Annotated in this window: 17 protein-coding genes; 15 read left to right on the top strand and 2 right to left on the bottom strand. The window is 59.0% G+C overall.

The window, feature by feature from the left end; translation table 11 throughout:
- Nucleotides 1-275 precede the first annotated feature (275 nt).
- Nucleotides 276-1,496 (bottom strand): CaiB/BaiF CoA-transferase family protein, encoded by a 1,221-nt coding sequence (locus E4P00_RS21975; RefSeq protein ID WP_032878530.1) that lies wholly within the window; start codon nt 1,494-1,496, stop codon nt 276-278.
- Nucleotides 1,497-1,509: 13 nt separating this feature from the next.
- Nucleotides 1,510-2,691: an acyl-CoA dehydrogenase gene (locus tag E4P00_RS21980; RefSeq protein ID WP_005783512.1), complete on the bottom strand. Its 1,182-nt coding sequence runs from the start codon at nt 2,689-2,691 to the stop codon at nt 1,510-1,512.
- A gap of 156 nt (nt 2,692-2,847) precedes the next feature.
- On the opposite strand from E4P00_RS21980, the gene E4P00_RS21985 reads away from it, so the two are divergent.
- The 15 genes from E4P00_RS21985 to E4P00_RS22055 all read left to right on the top strand — a co-directional run bounded on the left by E4P00_RS21985 (nt 2,848) and on the right by E4P00_RS22055 (nt 19,594).
- Complete coding sequence (locus tag E4P00_RS21985) at nt 2,848-3,747, top strand: LysR family transcriptional regulator (protein WP_005783510.1); 900 nt, start codon at nt 2,848-2,850, stop codon at nt 3,745-3,747.
- 452 nt (nt 3,748-4,199) lie between these two features.
- Nucleotides 4,200-5,321: a Re/Si-specific NAD(P)(+) transhydrogenase subunit alpha gene (locus tag E4P00_RS21990; protein WP_005783509.1), complete on the top strand. Its 1,122-nt coding sequence runs from the start codon at nt 4,200-4,202 to the stop codon at nt 5,319-5,321.
- Nucleotides 5,322-5,336: 15 nt separating this feature from the next.
- Complete coding sequence (locus tag E4P00_RS21995) at nt 5,337-5,660, top strand: NAD(P) transhydrogenase subunit alpha (protein WP_005783507.1); 324 nt, start codon at nt 5,337-5,339, stop codon at nt 5,658-5,660.
- Nucleotides 5,660-7,096 (top strand): NAD(P)(+) transhydrogenase (Re/Si-specific) subunit beta, encoded by a 1,437-nt coding sequence (locus E4P00_RS22000; protein ID WP_005783504.1) that lies wholly within the window; start codon nt 5,660-5,662, stop codon nt 7,094-7,096. Before E4P00_RS21995 ends, E4P00_RS22000 begins: the two co-directional genes overlap by 1 nt.
- Before the next feature lie 179 nt (nt 7,097-7,275).
- The gene (locus E4P00_RS22005; protein WP_032878531.1) at nt 7,276-8,769 is read left to right on the top strand and encodes an acetyl-CoA hydrolase/transferase family protein; all 1,494 of its coding nucleotides are present in this window, start codon (nt 7,276-7,278) and stop codon (nt 8,767-8,769) included.
- Between the two features lie 318 nt (nt 8,770-9,087).
- Complete coding sequence (locus E4P00_RS22010; RefSeq protein ID WP_248133076.1) at nt 9,088-9,303, top strand: DUF1127 domain-containing protein; 216 nt, start codon at nt 9,088-9,090, stop codon at nt 9,301-9,303.
- A gap of 328 nt (nt 9,304-9,631) precedes the next feature.
- A complete protein-coding gene (locus tag E4P00_RS22015) occupies nt 9,632-9,952 on the top strand; it encodes a DUF2388 domain-containing protein (RefSeq protein WP_032878532.1) in 321 nt (106 codons plus the stop codon).
- A 105-nt stretch (nt 9,953-10,057) separates the two neighbouring features.
- The gene (locus E4P00_RS22020) at nt 10,058-10,366 is read left to right on the top strand and encodes a DUF2388 domain-containing protein (RefSeq protein ID WP_032878533.1); all 309 of its coding nucleotides are present in this window, start codon (nt 10,058-10,060) and stop codon (nt 10,364-10,366) included.
- Nucleotides 10,367-10,392: 26 nt separating this feature from the next.
- On the top strand, nt 10,393-10,713 hold the full coding sequence (locus E4P00_RS22025; RefSeq protein WP_005783494.1) for a DUF2388 domain-containing protein: 321 nt from the start codon (nt 10,393-10,395) through the stop codon (nt 10,711-10,713).
- Nucleotides 10,710-12,671 carry a DUF4105 domain-containing protein gene (locus E4P00_RS22030; protein WP_248133079.1) on the top strand — a complete coding sequence of 654 codons (1,962 nt, stop codon included), beginning with the start codon at nt 10,710-10,712 and terminating at the stop codon, nt 12,669-12,671. The genes E4P00_RS22025 and E4P00_RS22030 overlap by 4 nt, the downstream gene beginning before the upstream one ends.
- Before the next feature lie 367 nt (nt 12,672-13,038).
- Nucleotides 13,039-14,346, top strand: coding sequence for a CitMHS family transporter (locus tag E4P00_RS22035; protein ID WP_003187405.1), 1,308 nt, complete (start codon nt 13,039-13,041; stop codon nt 14,344-14,346).
- Between the two features lie 64 nt (nt 14,347-14,410).
- Complete coding sequence (locus E4P00_RS22040; RefSeq protein WP_005783489.1) at nt 14,411-15,178, top strand: TerC family protein; 768 nt, start codon at nt 14,411-14,413, stop codon at nt 15,176-15,178.
- Between the two features lie 212 nt (nt 15,179-15,390).
- On the top strand, nt 15,391-17,049 hold the full coding sequence (locus E4P00_RS22045) for a Na/Pi cotransporter family protein (protein WP_005783487.1): 1,659 nt from the start codon (nt 15,391-15,393) through the stop codon (nt 17,047-17,049).
- Nucleotides 17,050-17,107: 58 nt separating this feature from the next.
- Nucleotides 17,108-18,493, top strand: a complete 1,386-nt coding sequence (locus E4P00_RS22050) for a pitrilysin family protein (RefSeq protein ID WP_078822730.1) — start codon at nt 17,108-17,110, stop codon at nt 18,491-18,493.
- Between the two features lie 69 nt (nt 18,494-18,562).
- The gene (locus tag E4P00_RS22055) at nt 18,563-19,594 is read left to right on the top strand and encodes a DUF5924 family protein (protein WP_005783485.1); all 1,032 of its coding nucleotides are present in this window, start codon (nt 18,563-18,565) and stop codon (nt 19,592-19,594) included.
- Nucleotides 19,595-19,630 lie beyond the last annotated feature (36 nt).

Here is a 19,630-nt window from a genome sequence, read left to right on the forward strand (position 1 = left end):
CGAATTCTACAGCGTTACACGCTGCTGTCAACACCTCTTTTTCAACTTCCTTCTGGCTTCGATAAACTGAAGCAACTTGCTGCCGAAAACTGCGTAACTCATTGTTTACCAAGGAGTTTTCCGTTTCGACTGCGCCGGAAGTGGGGCGAATTATAGGCTTCCAGAATCTGCCGTCAACTCTTAATTCTGCTTTTCTATCAATTAGTTAGAATTGATTAAAAAACCACCACCACTTATAGGAACGCCATGAGTGCCCTCTATATAGAAGGAATCATTCAGACGATGCCCGCCTCCTTCAACGCAGCCACATTAGCTGCCCCTAACCCCAAAATCCCCTGCAGCACCTGAAGCGTGTGCTCCCCCAGGAGAGGTGGTGCATTTCGATATTCCACTGGCGTCTTGGACAAGCGTATCGGGCTGGCAACCTGAGGCACCATCCCCGCCAGCGCATGGGGAAGCTCCATCGCCAGGCCGCGCGCCTGGACCTGAGGATCGGAGAAAACTTGCGCCAGATCATTGATCGGTCCACACGGCACGCCCACTCGCTCCAATTGCGACACCCACTCAGCCGTTGTCTTGAAGACAGTCGCCTGGCGGATCAACGGAATCAGCGCAGCACGGTTGGCCACTCGCGCCTGGTTAGTGGCGAAACGCGGGTCATCCCCCCATTGCGGCTGCCCAGCAACTTCAGCGAACTTGCGGAACTGGCCGTCATTACCCACCGTCAGGATGAAATCACCATCAGCCGTAGGAAAGTCCTGATACGGCACGATGTTCGGATGCGCATTGCCCAGGCGTTTTGGCGAGACTCCGGTGGTCAGGTAATTCATCGCCTGATTAGCCAGGCAAGCCACCTGCACATCCAGCAGCGCCATATCGATATGTTGCCCACCGCCATCATGATCGCGGTGAGCCAACGCTGCCAGGATCGCGACGGTCGAATAGAGTCCCGTGAGAATATCGGTCAATGCCACACCGACTTTCACCGGCCCTGCGCCCTCATCACCTTCAGGCCGGCCGGTCAGGCTCATCAACCCACCCAGCCCTTGAATCATGAAGTCGTAGCCGGCACGCGCGGCATAAGGCCCCGTCTGCCCAAAGCCCGTGATCGAGCAGTAGATCAACTCAGGATTTATCTCCTTGAGCGACTCGTAATCCAGCCCATAAGCCGCCAGACCACCCACTTTGAAGTTCTCGATCAGGATGTCTGACTTGGCCGCCAGATCACGCACCAGTTTCTGCCCTTCAGGCTTAGTGAAGTCGATGGTCACCGATTCTTTATTTCGGTTGGCGGACAGATAGTACGCCGCCTCACTGGTATTTTCGCCGTATGCGTCCTTGAGGAAGGGCGGCCCCCAGGCGCGCGTGTCATCACCGCTGCCTGGCCTTTCGACCTTGATCACCTCGGCCCCAAGGTCCGCAAGAATCTGCCCGGACCAAGGGCCCGCCAGTACACGCGATAAATCCAGTACCCGCAGGTGGGAAAGCGCGCCCATGTCCGTGCTCCTATTAATAGAACGCCTGAAGACCGGTCTGTGCGCGCCCAAGAATCAAGGCATGCACGTCGTGGGTTCCCTCATAGGTATTGACCACTTCGAGGTTGACCAGGTGCCGCGCCACCCCGAATTCGTCGGAGATGCCGTTGCCGCCCAACATATCGCGGGCCATGCGGGCGATGTCCAGGGACTTGCCACACGAGTTACGCTTCATGATCGATGTAATCTCGACCGCTGCGGTCCCCTCGTCTTTCATCCGCCCCAGACGCAGGCAACCTTGCAGAGCCAAGGTGATCTCGGTCTGCATATCGGCCAGCTTCTTCTGGATCAACTGCGTTGCAGCCAATGGCCGACCAAACTGCTGACGATCCAGGGTGTACTGGCGCGCGGTATGCCAGCAGAACTCAGCAGCCCCCAACGCCCCCCAGGAGATACCGTAGCGCGCCGAATTCAGGCAAGTAAAAGGCCCCTTCAAGCCACGCACATCCGGAAAAATGTTCTCGTCCGGCACAAACACGTTATCCATGACAATTTCGCCGGTAATGGACGCTCGCAAGCCGACCTTGCCGTGAATCGCCGGGGCGCTAAGGCCCTTCCAACCTTTTTCCAGGACGAAACCACGGATATCGCCTGCATCATCTTTGCCCCACACCACAAACACGTCGGCTATCGGGCTGTTGGTGATCCACATCTTCGCGCCGGTCAGGCTGTAGCCGCCATCTACCTTTCGCGCACGGGTAATCATCGCGCCCGGATCAGAACCATGGTTGGGTTCGGTGAGCCCGAAACAGCCAATCCATTCGCCGGACGCCAATTTCGGCAGGTATTTTTGTTTTTGCGCCTCGGTGCCGAACTCATTGATCGGCACCATGACCAGTGACGACTGAACACTCATCATCGAACGATAGCCGGAGTCGACACGCTCCACCTCACGCGCAATCAGCCCGTAGCTGACGTAGTTCAAGCCGCTGCCACCGTACTGCTCGGGAATCATCGCCCCCAGCAAACCGGTTTCTCCCATCTCACGGAAGATAGCGGGATCAGTCTTTTCATGACGGAAGGCTTCGAGCACGCGAGGGGCCAGCTTGTCCTGAGCAAACTGCTCGGCACTGTCACGCACCATGCGCTCCTCTTCGGTGAGCTGTTGATCCAGCAGCAGTGGATCGATCCAGTTGAAGCTTGCCTTGCCAGCCATGAATAAGTCCTCGCGGATAAAAACGGAAGTCGTGATTCAGACTAGGCCGGCCACGCGCAGAGGGCAAACGAGGTTTCTGCATAGGGTTGTGCTAATTTCTCACTCCGTAACACTCGAAAAGCCCATAAATGCGCCTTATCTGTGAGGGCAACGTACATGCGCAGAAAAATCCCTAGCACCACCGCGCTTATCAGCTTCGAAGCGGCAGCCCGTCACGAAAGCTTCACCAAGGCGGCACAGGAGCTTTCCATCACCCAAGGCGCCATCTGTCGACAGATCGCCAGCCTTGAGGAGTTTTTAAGTGTCGAACTGTTTCGCCGCTCGCGTCGCGGGGTGAAGCTGACAGAGGCAGGCCTCTCTTACAGCCGCAGAGTTGCTACACAGCTGGACGCCGTAGAGCGCGACACCCTCTCGGTCATGGGTCAGCAGGGCACCAACGCCATCGAGTTGGCGGTGGTACCGACCTTCGGCACGCAATGGCTGATTCCACGCCTCAAGGACTTTCAGGACCGGCACCCGGAGGTGACCGTGAATCTGACCAATCGGACACGCCCGTTCCTGTTCGCCGACACCGCGTTCGACGCCGCGATCTACTTCGGCGATGCCGATTGGTCCGGCACAGAGTCACACCGGCTGATGGGAGAAAACCCTGTCCCGGTGTGCAGTCCACACTTACTTGGAGGCCGCGCGCACTTAACTCCTCAAGAGATCGCCGAATTACCGCTGCTACAGCAGACAACACGCCCCTATGCCTGGCGTCAGTGGTTCAACGCGCAACAGCTGAGTCTGCCTCGCGACATGACAGGCCCTCGATACGAGCTATTCTCGATGTTGTCCCAAGCGGCTATGCATGACATGGGCATCGCACTGATACCTCCCTTCCTCATCCAGCGCGAGCTGAAGGAGCAGCGACTGGTGATTGCGAGCACCGAAACGCTAAGCAGCGAAAAGGCGTACTACCTCATGATTCCCGATAAAAAAGTCGAATCGGCCTCCCTACACGCATTCAAGGACTGGCTGATTGAACAATCAAAGCGCTACAACCCCGGCATTTAAAGGATAAAGCCGCCTTGTTGACCCTGTAGTCAGGTTAATTTGAATCCTACAGATATACGTATATGTCGCATTTAGACAGTCTGTACCGGTTGAGCAAAAACAAGGCTCAAAGCCATGATCTACAGGGCTTGTAGCGACTAATACCAGCCTATAAGCGACCATTCACATCGGCGATTGGAAAACATCGAGTAAATGCCCTTGAGCCTTTAAAGACTTGTATTTAAAGAGGTTATTCAAGGCGGTTGCGACAATCAGTCACAGGGTGACTTGTAGTTAATTTTTCGTCACCCGTCATAATCTCTTGAAGGCCGTAAAGTTCGCCTGCAAAATGCCGCGCCCCGCTGTCATTTCAGCGGGATCGTGCTGATCGGTCGCCCCAGTTGCGCCACTCGCGGTGCACTGGCCTTTTTACAAAAAGATCAAAAGCAAAAAGATCATGCAGGAGATTTGACGTGCACATTGGTGTTCCTCTCGAAACCCAGACCGGTGAAACGCGGGTGGCTGCCACCCCGGAAACCATCAAGAAGCTGATCGGCCAGGGCCATAAGGTCACTGTACAAAGCGGTGCAGGCATCAACGCCAGCATCGTCGACAGTGCTTATGAAACGGCAGGCGCAACCATTGGCAGTGCCAGCGATGCGTTCGGCGCCGAGCTGATCCTCAAGGTGGTTGCCCCCAGCGACAGCGAACTGGCGCTGATCAAAAGCGGCACCGTATTGGTGGGCATGCTCAATCCGTTCAGCAACGAAACCATCGCCAAGCTTGCCGAATGCGGCATCACCGCCTTCGCCCTCGAAGCCGCGCCACGCACTTCACGGGCCCAAAGCCTCGACGTGCTGTCTTCGCAAGCCAATATCGCCGGTTACAAGGCTGTGTTGCTGGCCGCTCATCACTACCCGCGCTTCATGCCGATGCTGATGACCGCCGCCGGCACTGTGAAAGCTGCGCGCGTGTTGATCCTCGGCGCCGGTGTGGCGGGCCTGCAAGCTATCGCCACGGCAAAACGCCTGGGCGCGGTCATCGAAGCGTCCGACGTCCGTCCGGCAGTAAAAGAGCAAATCGAATCCCTGGGCGCCAAGTTCGTCGACGTGCCCTACGAAACCGATGAAGAGCGTGAATGCGCCGTCGGTGTCGGCGGCTACGCGCGCCCGATGCCCACCAGTTGGATGCAGCGCCAGGCCCTGGCCGTGCACGAACGCGCGAAGCAGGCCGACATCGTCATCACCACCGCACTGATCCCAGGCCGCAAGGCGCCTACTCTGCTTAGCGCCGATACCGTCGCGCAGATGAAACCCGGCTCGGTGGTCATCGACCTTGCCGCAGCTCAGGGCGGCAACTGCCCGTTGACCGTCGCTGACCAAGTCGTGGTGGAAAACGGCGTGATCATCTGCGGCCCGACCAACCTGGCAGGCGCTGTCGCCGCAGATGCCTCGGCCTTGTACGCGCGCAACCTGCTGGACTTCCTGAAGCTGGTCTTCACCAAGGAAGGGCAGTTTGAAATCAACCTCGAAGACGACATCGTCGCCGCGTGCCTGATGTGCCGCGACGGCCAAGTCATCCGCAAAAACGCCTAAACAGGGATTCAGACGATGGAAGAGCTTATCTCCCCCGGTATCTACAACCTGATCATCTTTGTGCTGGCGATTTATGTCGGTTACCACGTGGTCTGGAACGTTACCCCCGCGCTGCATACGCCATTAATGGCAGTGACAAACGCGATTTCCGCGATCGTGATCGTGGGCGCCATGCTGGCCGCCGCCCTCACCGTGACGCCGTTGGGCAAGACGATGGGCACCCTGGCGGTAGCTTTGGCTGCGGTTAACGTGTTCGGCGGTTTCCTGGTTACGCGTAGGATGCTTGAGATGTTCAAGAAGAAAGCGCCCAAAGCTGTGAAAGAAGAGGTGCAGAAGTAATGAGCATGAATCTGGTGACGACGCTCTACCTGATCGCGTCGATCTGCTTCATCCAGGCCCTCAAAGGCCTGTCGCACCCCACCACCTCCCGACGCGGCAACTTGTTCGGCATGCTCGGCATGGCACTGGCGGTGCTGACCACCGTAGGCCTGATCTATAAGCTCGGCGCGGAGCTGGCTACCGCCGGTATCGGCTACGTCATCGTCGGCCTGCTGGTCGGCGGCACGGCCGGCTCGATCATGGCCAAACGCGTAGAGATGACCAAGATGCCGGAGCTGGTGGCGTTCATGCATAGCATGATCGGCCTGGCAGCGGTGTTTATCGCGATTGCAGCGGTCGTCGAGCCACAATCCCTGGGTATCGTCAAACACCTGGGCGATTCGATCCCGGCCGGTAACCGCCTGGAGCTGTTCCTCGGTGCCGCCATCGGTGCTATCACCTTCTCCGGCTCGGTGATCGCATTCGGCAAGCTGTCGGGTAAGTACAAGTTCCGCCTGTTCCAAGGCGCACCGGTACAGTTTGGTGGGCAACACAAGCTGAACCTTGTGCTCGGCTTGGCAACCCTGGGCCTGGGCCTGGCGTTCATGTTCACCGGCAACCTCACTGCGTTCGCGCTGATGCTGGCGCTGGCCTTCGTGCTGGGCGTGCTGATCATCATCCCGATCGGCGGCGCCGACATGCCGGTAGTGGTATCGATGCTCAACAGTTATTCCGGCTGGGCAGCGGCGGGCATTGGTTTCTCGCTGAACAACTCGATGCTGATCATCGCCGGCTCCCTGGTCGGCTCCAGCGGCGCGATCCTGTCTTACATCATGTGCAAGGCGATGAACCGCTCCTTCTTTAATGTACTGCTGGGCGGTTTCGGCAATACGCCAGACGCCGGTGCAGCAGCTGGCTCGAAAGAAGCTCGGCCGGTGAAGTCCGGCTCGGCCGACGACGCTACCTTCCTGCTGACCAACGCCGACACGGTCATCATCGTGCCGGGCTATGGCTTGGCTGTCGCACGGGCACAACACGCGCTTAAAGAGCTGACCGAGAAGCTCACCCATCGCGGCGTCACCGTGAAGTACGCGATCCACCCGGTGGCGGGCCGTATGCCTGGGCATATGAACGTGCTGCTGGCCGAGGCCGAAGTGCCTTACGACCAGGTGTTCGAGATGGAAGACATCAACTCTGAGTTCGGCCAGGCTGACGTGGTGCTGGTGTTGGGCGCCAACGATGTGGTCAACCCGGCGGCCAAGAACGATCCGAACTCACCGATTGCCGGTATGCCGATCCTCGAGGCGTTCAAGGCCAAGACCATCATCGTCAACAAGCGCTCGATGGCCAGCGGCTATGCAGGCCTGGATAACGAGTTGTTCTACCTGGACAAGACCATGATGGTCTTCGGTGATGCCAAGAAGGTCATCGAAGATATGGTCAAAGCCGTCGAATAACACTGCGCCAGCGCAATACCCGAAACCCTGGCCTCACGTAGGCTGGGGTTTTTTATTAGCGGATGAAACCCGACCAAAGGCTCTAAATCGCCACCTGGCATTCGACCATGGTAGCGGGCCGAAACTTTTTGAAATCACTACACTGCCCACCTTGCTTCCGTAGCCTGAGATAACAATTCATGTACCGTGATCGTATCCGCTTGCCTTCGTTGTTGAACAAGGTCATGAGCGCGGCAGACGCCGCTGCACTGATCGAGGACGGCATGACCGTCGGCATGAGCGGCTTCACCCGCGCCGGTGAAGCCAAGGCCGTCCCCCACGCCCTGGCCGAACGCGCCAAGACTTCGCCCCTCAAAATCACCCTGATGACCGGCGCCAGCCTGGGCAACGACCTGGACAAGCAACTGACTGAAGCTGGCGTACTGTCGCGACGCATGCCGTTTCAAGTCGACAGCACGCTACGCAAAGCGATCAATGCTGGCGAGGTGATGTTTATTGACCAGCACCTATCGGAAACCGTCGAGCAACTGCGCAACAACCAGCTCAAGTTGCCGGACATTGCGGTAATCGAAGCGGTCGCCATCACTGAACAAGGGCACATCGTGCCCACCACGTCCGTAGGCAACTCAGCCAGCTTCGCAATTTTTGCCAAGCACGTGATCGTCGAGATCAACCTCGCGCACAATCCGAACCTGGAAGGGCTGCATGACATCTATATCCCGACCTACCGGCCGACGCGCACGCCTATCCCGCTGGTGAAGGTCGACGACCGCATTGGCAGCACTGCGATTCCGATCCCGCCAGAGAAAATCGTCGCTATCGTGGTCACTAACCAGGCCGACTCTGCCTCAACCGTGACGCCGCCTGACGGTGACACTCAAGGCATCGCCAACCACCTGATCAACTTCCTCAAGCAGGAAGTTGATGCCGGACGCATGACCAACAAACTCGGCCCGCTGCAAGCCGGGATCGGCAACATTGCCAACGCGGTGATGTGTGGCTTGATCGATTCGCCCTTCGAAGATCTGACGATGTACTCGGAAGTGCTGCAGGATTCGACCTTCGACCTGATCGACGCCGGTAAGCTGAGCTTCGCATCCGGCAGCTCGATTACCTTGTCGGAGCGCCGCAATGCCGACGTTTTCGGCAACCTGGAGCACTACAAAGACAAGCTGGTACTGCGCCCACAGGAAATCTCCAACCATCCTGAAGTGGTGCGCCGCCTGGGCATCATCGGTATCAACACCGCGCTGGAGTTCGATATCTACGGCAACGTCAACTCCACCCACGTCTGCGGCACGCGGATGATGAATGGCATTGGCGGCTCCGGGGACTTCGCGCGCAACGCGCACCTGGCAATCTTTGTCACCAAATCGATTGCCAAGGGGGGCGCGATTTCCAGCGTGGTGCCGATGGTCAGCCATGTGGACCACACCGAACATGACGTGGACATCCTCGTCACCGAAGTGGGCTTGGCCGATCTGCGCGGCCTGGCACCGCGGGAGCGTGCGCGGGTGATCATCGACAACTGTGTGCATCCGGCCTACCGCGACGCGCTCAATACTTACTTCGAAGCCGCCTGCGCCATCGGTGGGCACACGCCGCATATCCTGCGCCAGGCACTGAGTTGGCACATCAACCTGGAAGAAACCGGGCATATGCTCAAGGCTTGATGAATACAGATCCGAGCTGATGCAACTACAGTTTCATCAGCTCGGCAGCCTAGCCACTGTCTATGCAAAAAACTGTACTACTGTACCGCTCATTTCCTACTTAAATATCCCACAACTCATCTTGAAAACACCCATTTCGCACCTTTTGGGTGCGCACAGGTACAGTTGCCCCATTTCCGTACCGTACAGCCGTATTAAACAGTTAACTGCCCCATCACAATACAGGTGAACTGTATCTAGAGAGTCTTGCGCCGGAGGAGGATCATTGGCATCAGTTAAACCACTACCTAATCCCGCCACAAGCGGAAGGATGTCATCATGGAACGTACACTCAGTTCCGAACTGTTCTTCGAAGAGAAAGCTGTAAACACCAACGCTTCCCTGCCTTTGCGCATTCTCGCCAACCTGATGTTGTGGCAGCGCCGCATCTCCAGCCGCCACCAATTGGCTCGCCTGGATTCGCGTCTGCTGGCTGACGCCGGTATCAGCGAAGCTCAACGCTACGAAGAGCTGAGCAAGCCGTTCTGGCGCTAAGCAGCGCCCGCTGGCCCTGACCCACCGGGTCCACCGCCAGCACTCTGATTTGTTAAAGCAAAGCCCGCCCCGGGTAACCGGAGGCGGGCTTTGTTGTTTCTGCGAAAGGGCATTGAATCGGTAGGATTTCTATCTACAGGTACAGTTCTAATAAAATCATTATTAACCAGTACAGTTAAATTACAGGCTTCCTGTTGCACCGGTCCAAGCCTAATATCCACTCACCACGTGGCGAACCCTGTAGAGCGAGCGTCTGATGCTCAACAGTCCCAGTCCGTCTCACTGTGGCCGCGTCGCGCCACCTTATTTCGTCTACAGGAGTTACCCCATGTCCCGCCTTCGCCTGCTGTGCACCGCCGCTGTGCTGACCCTGGCCGCCAACGCTAACGCGAGCAGCTTCATCATGACCACCGACTCGATCGTTGGTGCCCTGAAAGCCACTTCCGACGCCACCTCCGATGCGACCTCCTCCCTGCGCGACAATAAGGTCGTACAGGCCGCCCGTGATGACGCAGCCAGCTTCGTCGCCAGCGAAGGCGCTATCCGTGGCGTGAAACTGGAAAGCGCCCTGGCCCACATCCGCCAGCAAGCGCCGCAACTGGCCATCGCTACCGATGCACAGCTGGCACAGGCAATCCTGGCGATCTGATCTGCGGCAACAGACGGGAGCGCCTGCCGCTCCCGAATGCCTCGGCGCTGGCCCTCGCCTGGTCATTGCGCTAGCCTTGGCGCTCGTTTTCAGTTGTCGAGTCCCATGGCTTTTTCATACCGCCTGTTGATTGTTCCCGTACTGTTTTGCGCCTGCTGGTCACCCTTGGCTTTGGCCATGGATGTGTCCACCCAGAGCACCGTTGTCAGCGTGTATGCCACCGGCAAGGTGACCTCTGCGCCGTTCGACAACAAGTTGGTGATGGCCGCTCAGGATGATGCTGCCGCTTTCATTGCCACTGACGGCCAATGGCGGGGCGCACGCCTGGAGTCCGCGCTGGATTATCTGCGCCACAGCCGGCCAAAACTTCATGCGAGCGACCTTGAACTGGCGCAAGCAATTCTCGTCCAATAGTTATCTTTGTATTTCGGAGTCACTCGATGCGTAGCCCGTTGATCGTCGCCGCCCTCGGCCTGCTGTTTTTGGTCGATGTCGCCCAGGCGCAAACCTTGAAGGCCACCAGCAACATCATCGTGCGTGCGTCGGCGCGCACCATTGATTTCACCTCAGACACCACCACGTCCATCCGCGACTCCAAAATCGTGCGCGAAGCCCACGACGACGCCGCCAGCTTCGTAGCCACGAATGGAGAGATCCGTGGTGCCCAGCTTGAAGCTGCGTTCGATACCCTTCGCACCCGCGTGCCAGAAGCCCGTGATGCCAGCGACCAGACCCTCGCCGAAGCTATCCTCGCTCTGTGAGGCGCATCAAAACCTGGCTCCTGGCCGGGGTTGTGCTGTTGTGTGCAAGTACAGCCCAGGCCAGCCTGCAACTGCGGCTCAAAACCGATGGTTTGAGCCCGGCCGAACAGCAGGCCAGCCAGGCATTGCTCGATGAAGCGCTGCGCGCCTTGCCGCCACGTTTTGTCGAGCAATTGGATCGGAGGATTGATGTCGGCTGGACCGACAAGATGCCTGAAAATGCCTATGGCCAGGCGTCCCTGGTGTCCGAGCTGGACCTTAATCAAAACCTGCTCGCCAGCCTGACCGACGGCAGCGCCGCCACCCTCAAAACCAATCGCCCCCACGGCACAGTGCGCAAGGAATTGCTCGCCACGGTGCTGCATGAACTGACCCACATCTATGACCGCGCACGCCTGTGGCCCAAAGACGAGCGCGCACTGATCCAGCGTTGCAGTCGCCAGAACAACATTACCGGCTTGATCGGCCTGCCCGATCAATGCCGTGGCCAGAACGACCGGCGCTTCACTCTCAGTGATGATCCCCGCCTGCTGGACCTCGCCGGCTGGCCACAATATGTCGGCCGCCGCGGCGAGCGTGAACAGCATAACAATCAGGTGGTGCGCAGCCCGGACATCTACGAAACCACCAGCCCGTTGGAGTTCGTGGCGGTCAACATGGAGTACTTCCTCCTCGACCCCAGCTACGCCTGCCGACGCCCCGCGCTGTTCCGCTATTACAAGGAACATTTCGGCTGGGCGCCGCCCGAACAGCAACCCTGTGCCAAGACATACCCGTTCCTGAACGCCGGCAATGACTTCGCCAAGACGCCACTGGGGCAAATAGACCCGGAGCGGGTGTATGAAATCGACTACCTGCTCGCCGAGGCCAACCAGAATCTGGTGAGCCGCTGGGGCCATAGCATGCTGCGGCTGGTGATCTGCGCGCCAGGTCGCCCGCGTGGCCCTGACTGTCGGCTGGATCTGGACCGCCACCTGGTGCTGTCCTACCGCGCCTTCGTCGGTGACGTACAGCTGTCGAGCTGGGATGGCCTGGTGGGCAAGTACCCGTCGCGATTGTTCGTATTGCCGCTGGCCCAGGTCATCGATGAATACACCAAGACCGAATTACGAGGCCTGGCGTCGGTACCGCTGAAGCTCAACCGCCAGGAAATCAACGACACCGTCGAGCATGCGGCTGAAATGCACTGGAGCTATGACGGCAACTATTTCTTTATCTCCAACAACTGTGCGGTTGAAAGCCTGAAACTGTTACGCAGTGGCAGTGCCAACCCGCAACTGACCGGCCTGGACAACATCACCCCCAACGGTTTGCTGCAAGTGCTCAGCGCACGTGGCCTGGCCGATACCAGCGTATTGAATGACAAGCGTGAGGCGTTGCGCCTGGGGTACCACTTCGACTCATTCCGCGAACGCTACCAGGCGATGTTCGATGTACTGCGCAAGCGCCTGCCGATCAAGCAGACCCAGGTCGAAGACTGGCTGGCCCTGGATGCGCAAGCGCGCCGCCAGTGGTTCAGCCAGGCCGACCTGCGTACCAGCGCTGCATTGTTGTTGCTTGAACAAGCCAGCTATCGCAAGCAACTGATGCTCGCTCAGGACGAAGTCAAACAGCGCTATCTCAATGCCCGCGAGCTGAAAAATGGCGGCATGGAGAAAGCCAACAACACGCTGCAACAGATCCTCGCCAACAGTGGCTTTCTCAGTCGCCCGGCCGAGTTGCTCGACAGTGGCGGCTATGGCCTACCGCAACCTTCGGAAGCCAAGCGCCTGGAGTCGGAGAGCGCCGAACGTCAGAAGCAGTTGCAATCATTGACCGGCGAGCTGGATAAAGAGGTGAGGGCGCTGCTCGATCCGGCCCGCGCTGCCGAGATTGCGGCCTGTGAGGCCAACCTCAAGCAGTTGGGTGAGCATCTGCGTGCGCTGCATAAAGCGGCCGGCGGCCTCGAACTGCCCTAAAAACATAGCGGTACACAATCAAATTGTGGGAGGGGGCTTGCTCCCGATAGCGGTGTATCAGTCACTGGAAATATTGACTGAACTCCAGCTATCGGGAGCAAGCCCCCTCCCATATTTTTATCTGCATGAGCCTTAAAACCGTGTGTCACCAGTTTCTCCAGCGAAAGCTGGCTGAAAGCTTACCCGTCTAGGATCGCCCCAACTGCCGGCAACAGACCGGCTGTAAACAACAACAATGGTGATTCCCGATGTCCGCTCGTACCCGCCTGTTCGCACCCACTCCACCCGTACGCCTCGTGCCTTTCGTTCTGCGCTGACCCTCACCCGGTTCGCCATTCCCTAGCCGCGCTACGCCTGGAGTATTCCTATGCTGACTTTCCTTGGCTTTGCCATGGTCATCACGTTCATGTTCCTGATCATGACCAAGCGCCTGTCTGCGCTGATCGCCTTGATCATCGTGCCCATCCTGTTTGCACTGTTCGGCGGTTTCGCGCCGAAGATCGGCCCAATGATGCTCGAAGGCATCACCAAGCTCGCGCCAACTGGCGTGATGCTGATGTTCGCCATCCTCTACTTTGCCTTGATGATCGACTCCGGCCTGTTCGACCCGGCCGTGCGCAAGATCCTCAAGATGGTCAAGGGCGACCCGCTGAAAGTCTCGGTCGGCACTGCCGTGCTGGCTTTGGTGGTATCCCTGGACGGTGATGGCGCCACCACCTACATGATCTGCGTCGCCGCCATGCTGCCGCTGTACCAGCGCATAGGCATGAGCCCGCGGATCATGGCCGGTCTGATCATTCTCGCCGGCGGTGTAATGAACATGACACCCTGGGGTGGCCCGACGGCTCGTGCGGCCAGTGCGTTGCATGTTGATCCGTCCGACATCTTCGTACCGATGATTCCGGCCATGGCCGCTGGCGTCGTGGCGATCCTGGTAATTGCCTACATGTACGGCAAGCGTGAGCGCGCACGCCTGGGTGAACTGCACCTGCAGGGCGACGAGATCGACCACAGCGAAATCAGCGTGTCGCAATTCCCCGACGCCCGCCGCCCGAAACTGATCTGGTTCAACGGCGCCCTTACCCTGGCCCTGATGTGCACCCTGATTGCCGGCCTGTTGCCGCTGCCGGTGCTGTTCATGGTGGCGTTCAGTATCGCGATGATCGTCAACTACCCGTGCCTGCAACAGCAGAAAGACCGCGTTGCGGCCCACGCCGGCAGCGTCTTGGCGGTCGTCGGATTGATCTTCGCCGCCGGGATCTTCACAGGCATCCTGTCGGGCACCGGCATGGTCGACGCCATGTCAAAAAGCCTGCTGGCGGTCATCCCGGAAGCCATGGGCCCGTACCTGGCAGTGATCACTGCGCTGGTGAGCATGCCGTTCACCTTCTTCATGTCCAACGATGCGTTCTATTACGGCGTACTGCCAGTATTGGCCGAAGCGGCCAGCCACTACGGCATCACCGCGGTAGAAATGGCCCGTGCATCGATCGTCGGGCAACCCGTGCACCTGCTCAGCCCGCTGGTACCCTCGACTTACTTGCTGGTGGCGCTGGCGGGTATTGAGTTCGGCGACCACCAACGCTTCACCTTGAAGTGGGCAGTGCTGGTATGCCTGTGCATAATGTTCGCCGCATTGCTGATGGGGATTTTTCCGCTGTTCAGCACTCTATAATCGTACTGACTCACCGCGCGGCGCTACAGCTTGCGCGGTTTAACACTTGCTCAAAGGAATACACATGGAATGGCTGACCAATCCGGAAATCTGGATTGCCTTCTTCACCCTGACGGCTCTCGAGATCGTCCTGGGCATCGATAACATCATCATGATTTCGATCCTGGTCAGCCGCATGCCCAAGCATATGCAGGCGCGTACCCGGATCTTCGGCCTGGCACTGGCCATGGTCACGCGCATCCTGTTGCTGCTGTCGATCACCTGGGTCATGCAACTGACCGCCGACCTGTTCGTGGTGTTTGGCCAGGGCATTTCCGGCCGTGACCTGATCCTGTTCTTCGGTGGCCTGTTCCTGCTGTGGAAAAGCTCCCAGGAGATGTACCACGCCCTGGAAGGGGAAGACGAAACCAACGACGAGCCCAAAGGCGCCGGTGGCAAGTTCATCTACACCATCATCCAGATCGCCATCATCGACATCGTGTTCTCCCTGGACTCGGTGATCACCGCCGTCGGCATGGTTTCCCATGTGCCGGTGATGGTAGCTGCAATCGTCGTGGCCGTACTGGTGATGATGCTGGCTGCCGGCACCATCAGCGAGTTCATCGACAAGCACCCGTCGCTGAAAATGCTGGCGCTGTCGTTCCTGCTGGTGGTGGGTACCGTGCTGATCGCCGAATCCTTCGACGTGCATGTGCCAAAAGGCTATGTCTACTTCGCCATGGCGTTCTCGCTGGCAGTGGAAGCGGTGAACATCAAGATGCGTACCGCCATCGCGAAAAAGAAGAAGCAGCAGGATCCAGTGAAACTGCGTAAAGACATTCCGGGTCAATAAACCTGACCCGCTGCTGAAATGGGGCGCTTGCGCCCCATTTTTTCGTCTGCCAAAAAGCTGATTTCATGACAGTTTTGTTTCAATCCCCACTTTAGCTATGCGATGCTGGCGCAGAGCCCATTCGCCAACTACAGCTTAAGTACAAGACGTAGAACGGCACGCGGTAACTTTCCTTCGCTCCTCCTGGAGCGCACCCACACGGGGGGCCGAGCATGCTGACCCTGCTCAATCTGCTTTCCGCCGTGACCCTGCTTATCTGGGGCACGCACATCGTCCGTACCGGCATCCTGCGGGTCTACGGCTCCAACTTGCGCCAAGTCATCGGGCAGAACATGTCCAAGCGCTGGCTGGCCTTTATCGCCGGGATCCTGGTGACCGCCATGGTGCAAAGCAGCAACGCCACGGCGATGCTGGTCACTTCCTTTGTCGGCCAGGGGTTGATGAGCCTTACACCGGCCTTGGCCACCATGCTTGGCGCCGACGTCGGTACCGCGCTGATGGCGCGGGTGCTGACCTTCGACTTGTCCTGGCTGTCGCCGCTGCTGATCTTCCTTGGGGTGATTTTCTTCCTGTCGCGCAAACAGACGCGGGCAGGGCAGTTGGGCCGGGTGGGGATCGGCCTTGGGCTGATCATCCTTGCGCTGCAATTGATCGTCGAGGCCGCCGGGCCCATCACCCATGCCCAGGGCGTCAAGGTGATCTTCGCCTCGCTGACCGGCGATATCTTGCTCGACGCCTTGGTCGGCGCGCTGTTCGCAATGATTTCCTACTCCAGCCTCGCCGCCGTGCTGCTTACGGCCACCCTGGCCGGCGCCGGCGTGATCGGTTTGCACGTGGCCATCGGCCTGGTGATCGGCGCCAATATCGGCAGCGGTGTGCTGGCATTTCTAAGCACCAGCATGCAAAACACCGCCGGCCGCCAAGTGGCCCTGGGCAGCCTGTTGTACAAACTGATCGGCCTGTTGCTGATCATTCCTGTGCTTGACCCGCTCGTGGGCTGGATGGACGGTCTGGATTACAGCGCACAAGGCATGGTCATCACCTTTCACCTGCTCTATAACGTCACGCGCTGCTTGATTCTGCTGCCCACCATTGGCCCTATGGCGCGGCTGTGCGCCTGGCTGTTGCCCGAGCGCGAAGAAACCAATGGCAAGGCCAAACCACGCCACCTCGACCTGGCCGCGCTCACCACGCCGAGCCTGGCCTTAGCCAACGCCGCCCGCGAAACCCTGCGCCTGGGTGACCTGATCGACAATATGCTCACCTCCATGCAGGAGGTGCTGCGCGGTAATCAAACCGCAATCACCCAGCAAATGCGCAGCCTCAGCGATGATGTCGAGGCGCTCTATAGCGCGATCAAACTCTACCTGGCGCAAATGCCCCGTGAAGACCTGAGCGAACAAGACAACCGCCGCTGGGCTGAGATCATCGAGCTGTCGATCAACTTGAAGTTGGCAGGTGACTTGATCGAACGCATGTTGCGCAAGGTCCAGCAGCAGAAAACCTCGCAGCGGCGGCAATTTTCCGAAGTGGGCCTGGAAGAACTCAGCGGTTTGCACAGCCAGCTGATCGCCAACCTGCGCCTGGGTCTGTCGGTGTTCCTCAGCGGCGACCCGGAGAGCGCTCGCCAATTGCTGCGTGAAAAGCGCCGCTTCCGCGCCCAGGAACGTCGCCTGGCTCACGCCCATGTCAGCCGCCTGCAGCGCAAAATCGTACAGAGCCTGGAAACCAGCTCCCTGCACCTGGAGCTGATCGCCGACATGAAACGCTTGAACTCGTTGTTTTGCAGCAGCGCTTATGTAGTCTTGGAAACGTCCGACACTGGCGCACTCTCCACCGAAGATATTGCCGACATCACCCATTCGCCCTGAACGTACGACGGCCAGTGAAGTCAGTTAACAATGGACCTCACTCGCCAGGAAGCTTGTTATGCGTCGCCTGTTACTCGCCTGCCTGCTTCTAGGATCGGCACACACCTTTGCCTTCGACCGTCAGCAAGTCGAGGGCTACACCTTGCCCAACGGCCTGCAGCTGCTGCTCAAACCGGGCACCGAACGCGGGCACGTGGCCATCCGCCTGGTGGTCGGCGTGGGCCTGGATGATTTCGGTTGCGAAGACAAAGAGCTTCCCCACCTGTTCGAACACCTGCTGTTCAGCGGCATCGACGGCGGTGGCGAAGGCGACCTCGAAGACCGCATGCAAGCGTTGGGCGGCGAATGGAACGCCTACACCAGCAACGCCGACACCACATTCGTCATCGAGGCCCCCGCGCACAACCAACGCAAGGTGCTGGACCTGCTGCTGGCAATCCTGACCCGCACGCAGTTGACCGATGCCAATATCAACGCCGCCAAGCAGGTGGTCGAGCGCGAAGACGGCGGCCATTATTCGCACCTGCAACGTTTGCTGGATCGCCAGGACCTGGGCCACAGCGCCAGCAACCAATTAGCCGTCGAGTTGGGGCTCAAATGCGCCGAACGCGCGCAGGTCGGCCACCTGACCCGCGATCAGTTGGAGAAACTGCGCAAAGCCTGGTACGCGCCCAACAACATGACCCTGATCGTCGTCGGCGATCTGGACAAGCTGCTGCCAGCCTACCTGGAACGCACCTACGGCCAGCTCGACCCGGTAGACCCGAGCGAGCATCGCCCGCTGCCGCAGATCCAGCACACCGCCGCCCGCCAGCGCGACCTGGTGCATGGCTGGGTCGGCGATGGCGCCAAACTGCACTGGCTGTTCCCCGAGCCGGTGCTGGACGACCAGCATGACGAAACCTACGACCTGCTCAAGGATTATCTCGATTGGGCGCTGTATCGACAGCTGCGTCTGAAGCATGGTTTGTCCTACGGTCCGTGGAGCGAACGCGAAGTGCTCGGCGGCGTAGGCTTCCTGAGCCTGAACGCCGACCTCGAACGGGAAAATCTCCCTGAAGCCGAGCAAGTCTTGCAAGACCTCAAGGCACAACTGCTCAAGGACGGCCTCGACCCGAAGGTGTTCACTCGCCTGCAGCAGGCTGCCATTGCTCGCCAAGCCTGGGCGGTACAGGGCAACAGTGCGTTGGCCGATTATTACTGGAGTGCCGCCGGCGACTACGCTGACGGCCGCTTCAGCGACCCGGTCAAGCGCATCAAGGCAGTGAGCCTTTCGCAAACCAACCAGGCGATGCGCGAGGTCTTCAAGCAACCGGGCTACTGGCGCATCGAAAAGCCGTTGTTGAGCTATGACGCCCTGACCTGGATAGGTGCGGGCGTTCTTGGGCTCATCGCCATAGTGTTGATTGGCGTTCGGCGTTATCGCCAACGGATCATGGAATGAAGCACCGAGCCCAGCGCTAAGACGTTATTCTGTCTGGGATTTTTTCCTACAAAGACTGCGAACCGCCGAATGCCAAACCTGACCCATCTAATCCAGCGCATCCTCGAACTGATTAAGCGCTACCCAGGGGTAATTGCACTCGGCGGTTTTATCTCGGGTGTGGGCAGCTTCATCCTGGTGGACCGCCAGCAAGGCATGGCCAGCTGGATCGCCGTCATCATGCTGGTCAGTTGGTTGTGGCTGATGCTGGAAAACAGCTTCACCCAACTGTTTGCCAAGCTCTTCAAGCGCGAGATCCCGGAACCGCTGCTGCGCTATGCCACGCAGATGATCCACCAGGAAAGCCTGTTCTTTGTCCTGCCCTTCTTTTTCGTCACCACTGCCTGGAACAGCGGCCAATCGCTGTTCACCGGCCTGCTCGGCGCGGCGGCACTGGTGTCGATCATCGACCCGCTGTACTACAAGTGGCTGGCGCCCAAGCGCTCGCTGTTCCTGGCCCTGCACACCCTGACCTTGTTTGCCGCATTGCTCACCGCGCTGCCGATTATCATGCACCTGACCACGGCCCAGAGTTACAAGCTGGCGCTGGGCGTGGCCATGGCGCTGTCGATCCCGAGCCTGGCGGTCAGCCTGCCGCTGCGCAGCCTCAAAGGCTGGGCGATGCTGCTGGGGGTCACGGCGGCGATCGGTTGCGCCGGCTGGTTCCTGCGCAGTTGGGTGCCGCCGGCCACCTTGTGGATGACCGAAGTCGCCATCAGCACCCAACTGCAGGATCGCACCCCGGGCGATGACCTCAAGGAGGTCACCGCCGACCAGTTGCGCAGCGGTGGCCTCTACGCCTACACCGCGATCAACGCCCCACGCGGGCTGGATGAGCGGATCTACCATGTGTGGAAATTCAACGGCAAGGAAGTCGACCGCATTGCTCTGGATATCCATGGTGGGCGCAAGGAGGGCTATCGCGCCTGGACGCACAAGCAGAATTTCCCGGGCGACGCAGCGGGGCGCTGGCAAGTGCAGGTCCTCACCGAGGACGGCCAAGTGATCGGCGTCTTGCGCTTCAAGGTGATCGACACAGCACAAGCGGACAACCCAAAGTAGGTCAGATCGTGCTATTACGTAGCCATTGTGGATAGC

The organism is Pseudomonas sp. B329, assembly GCF_023127835.1.
GTDB classification, from domain to species: Bacteria; Pseudomonadota; Gammaproteobacteria; order Pseudomonadales; family Pseudomonadaceae; genus Aquipseudomonas; species Aquipseudomonas synxantha_A.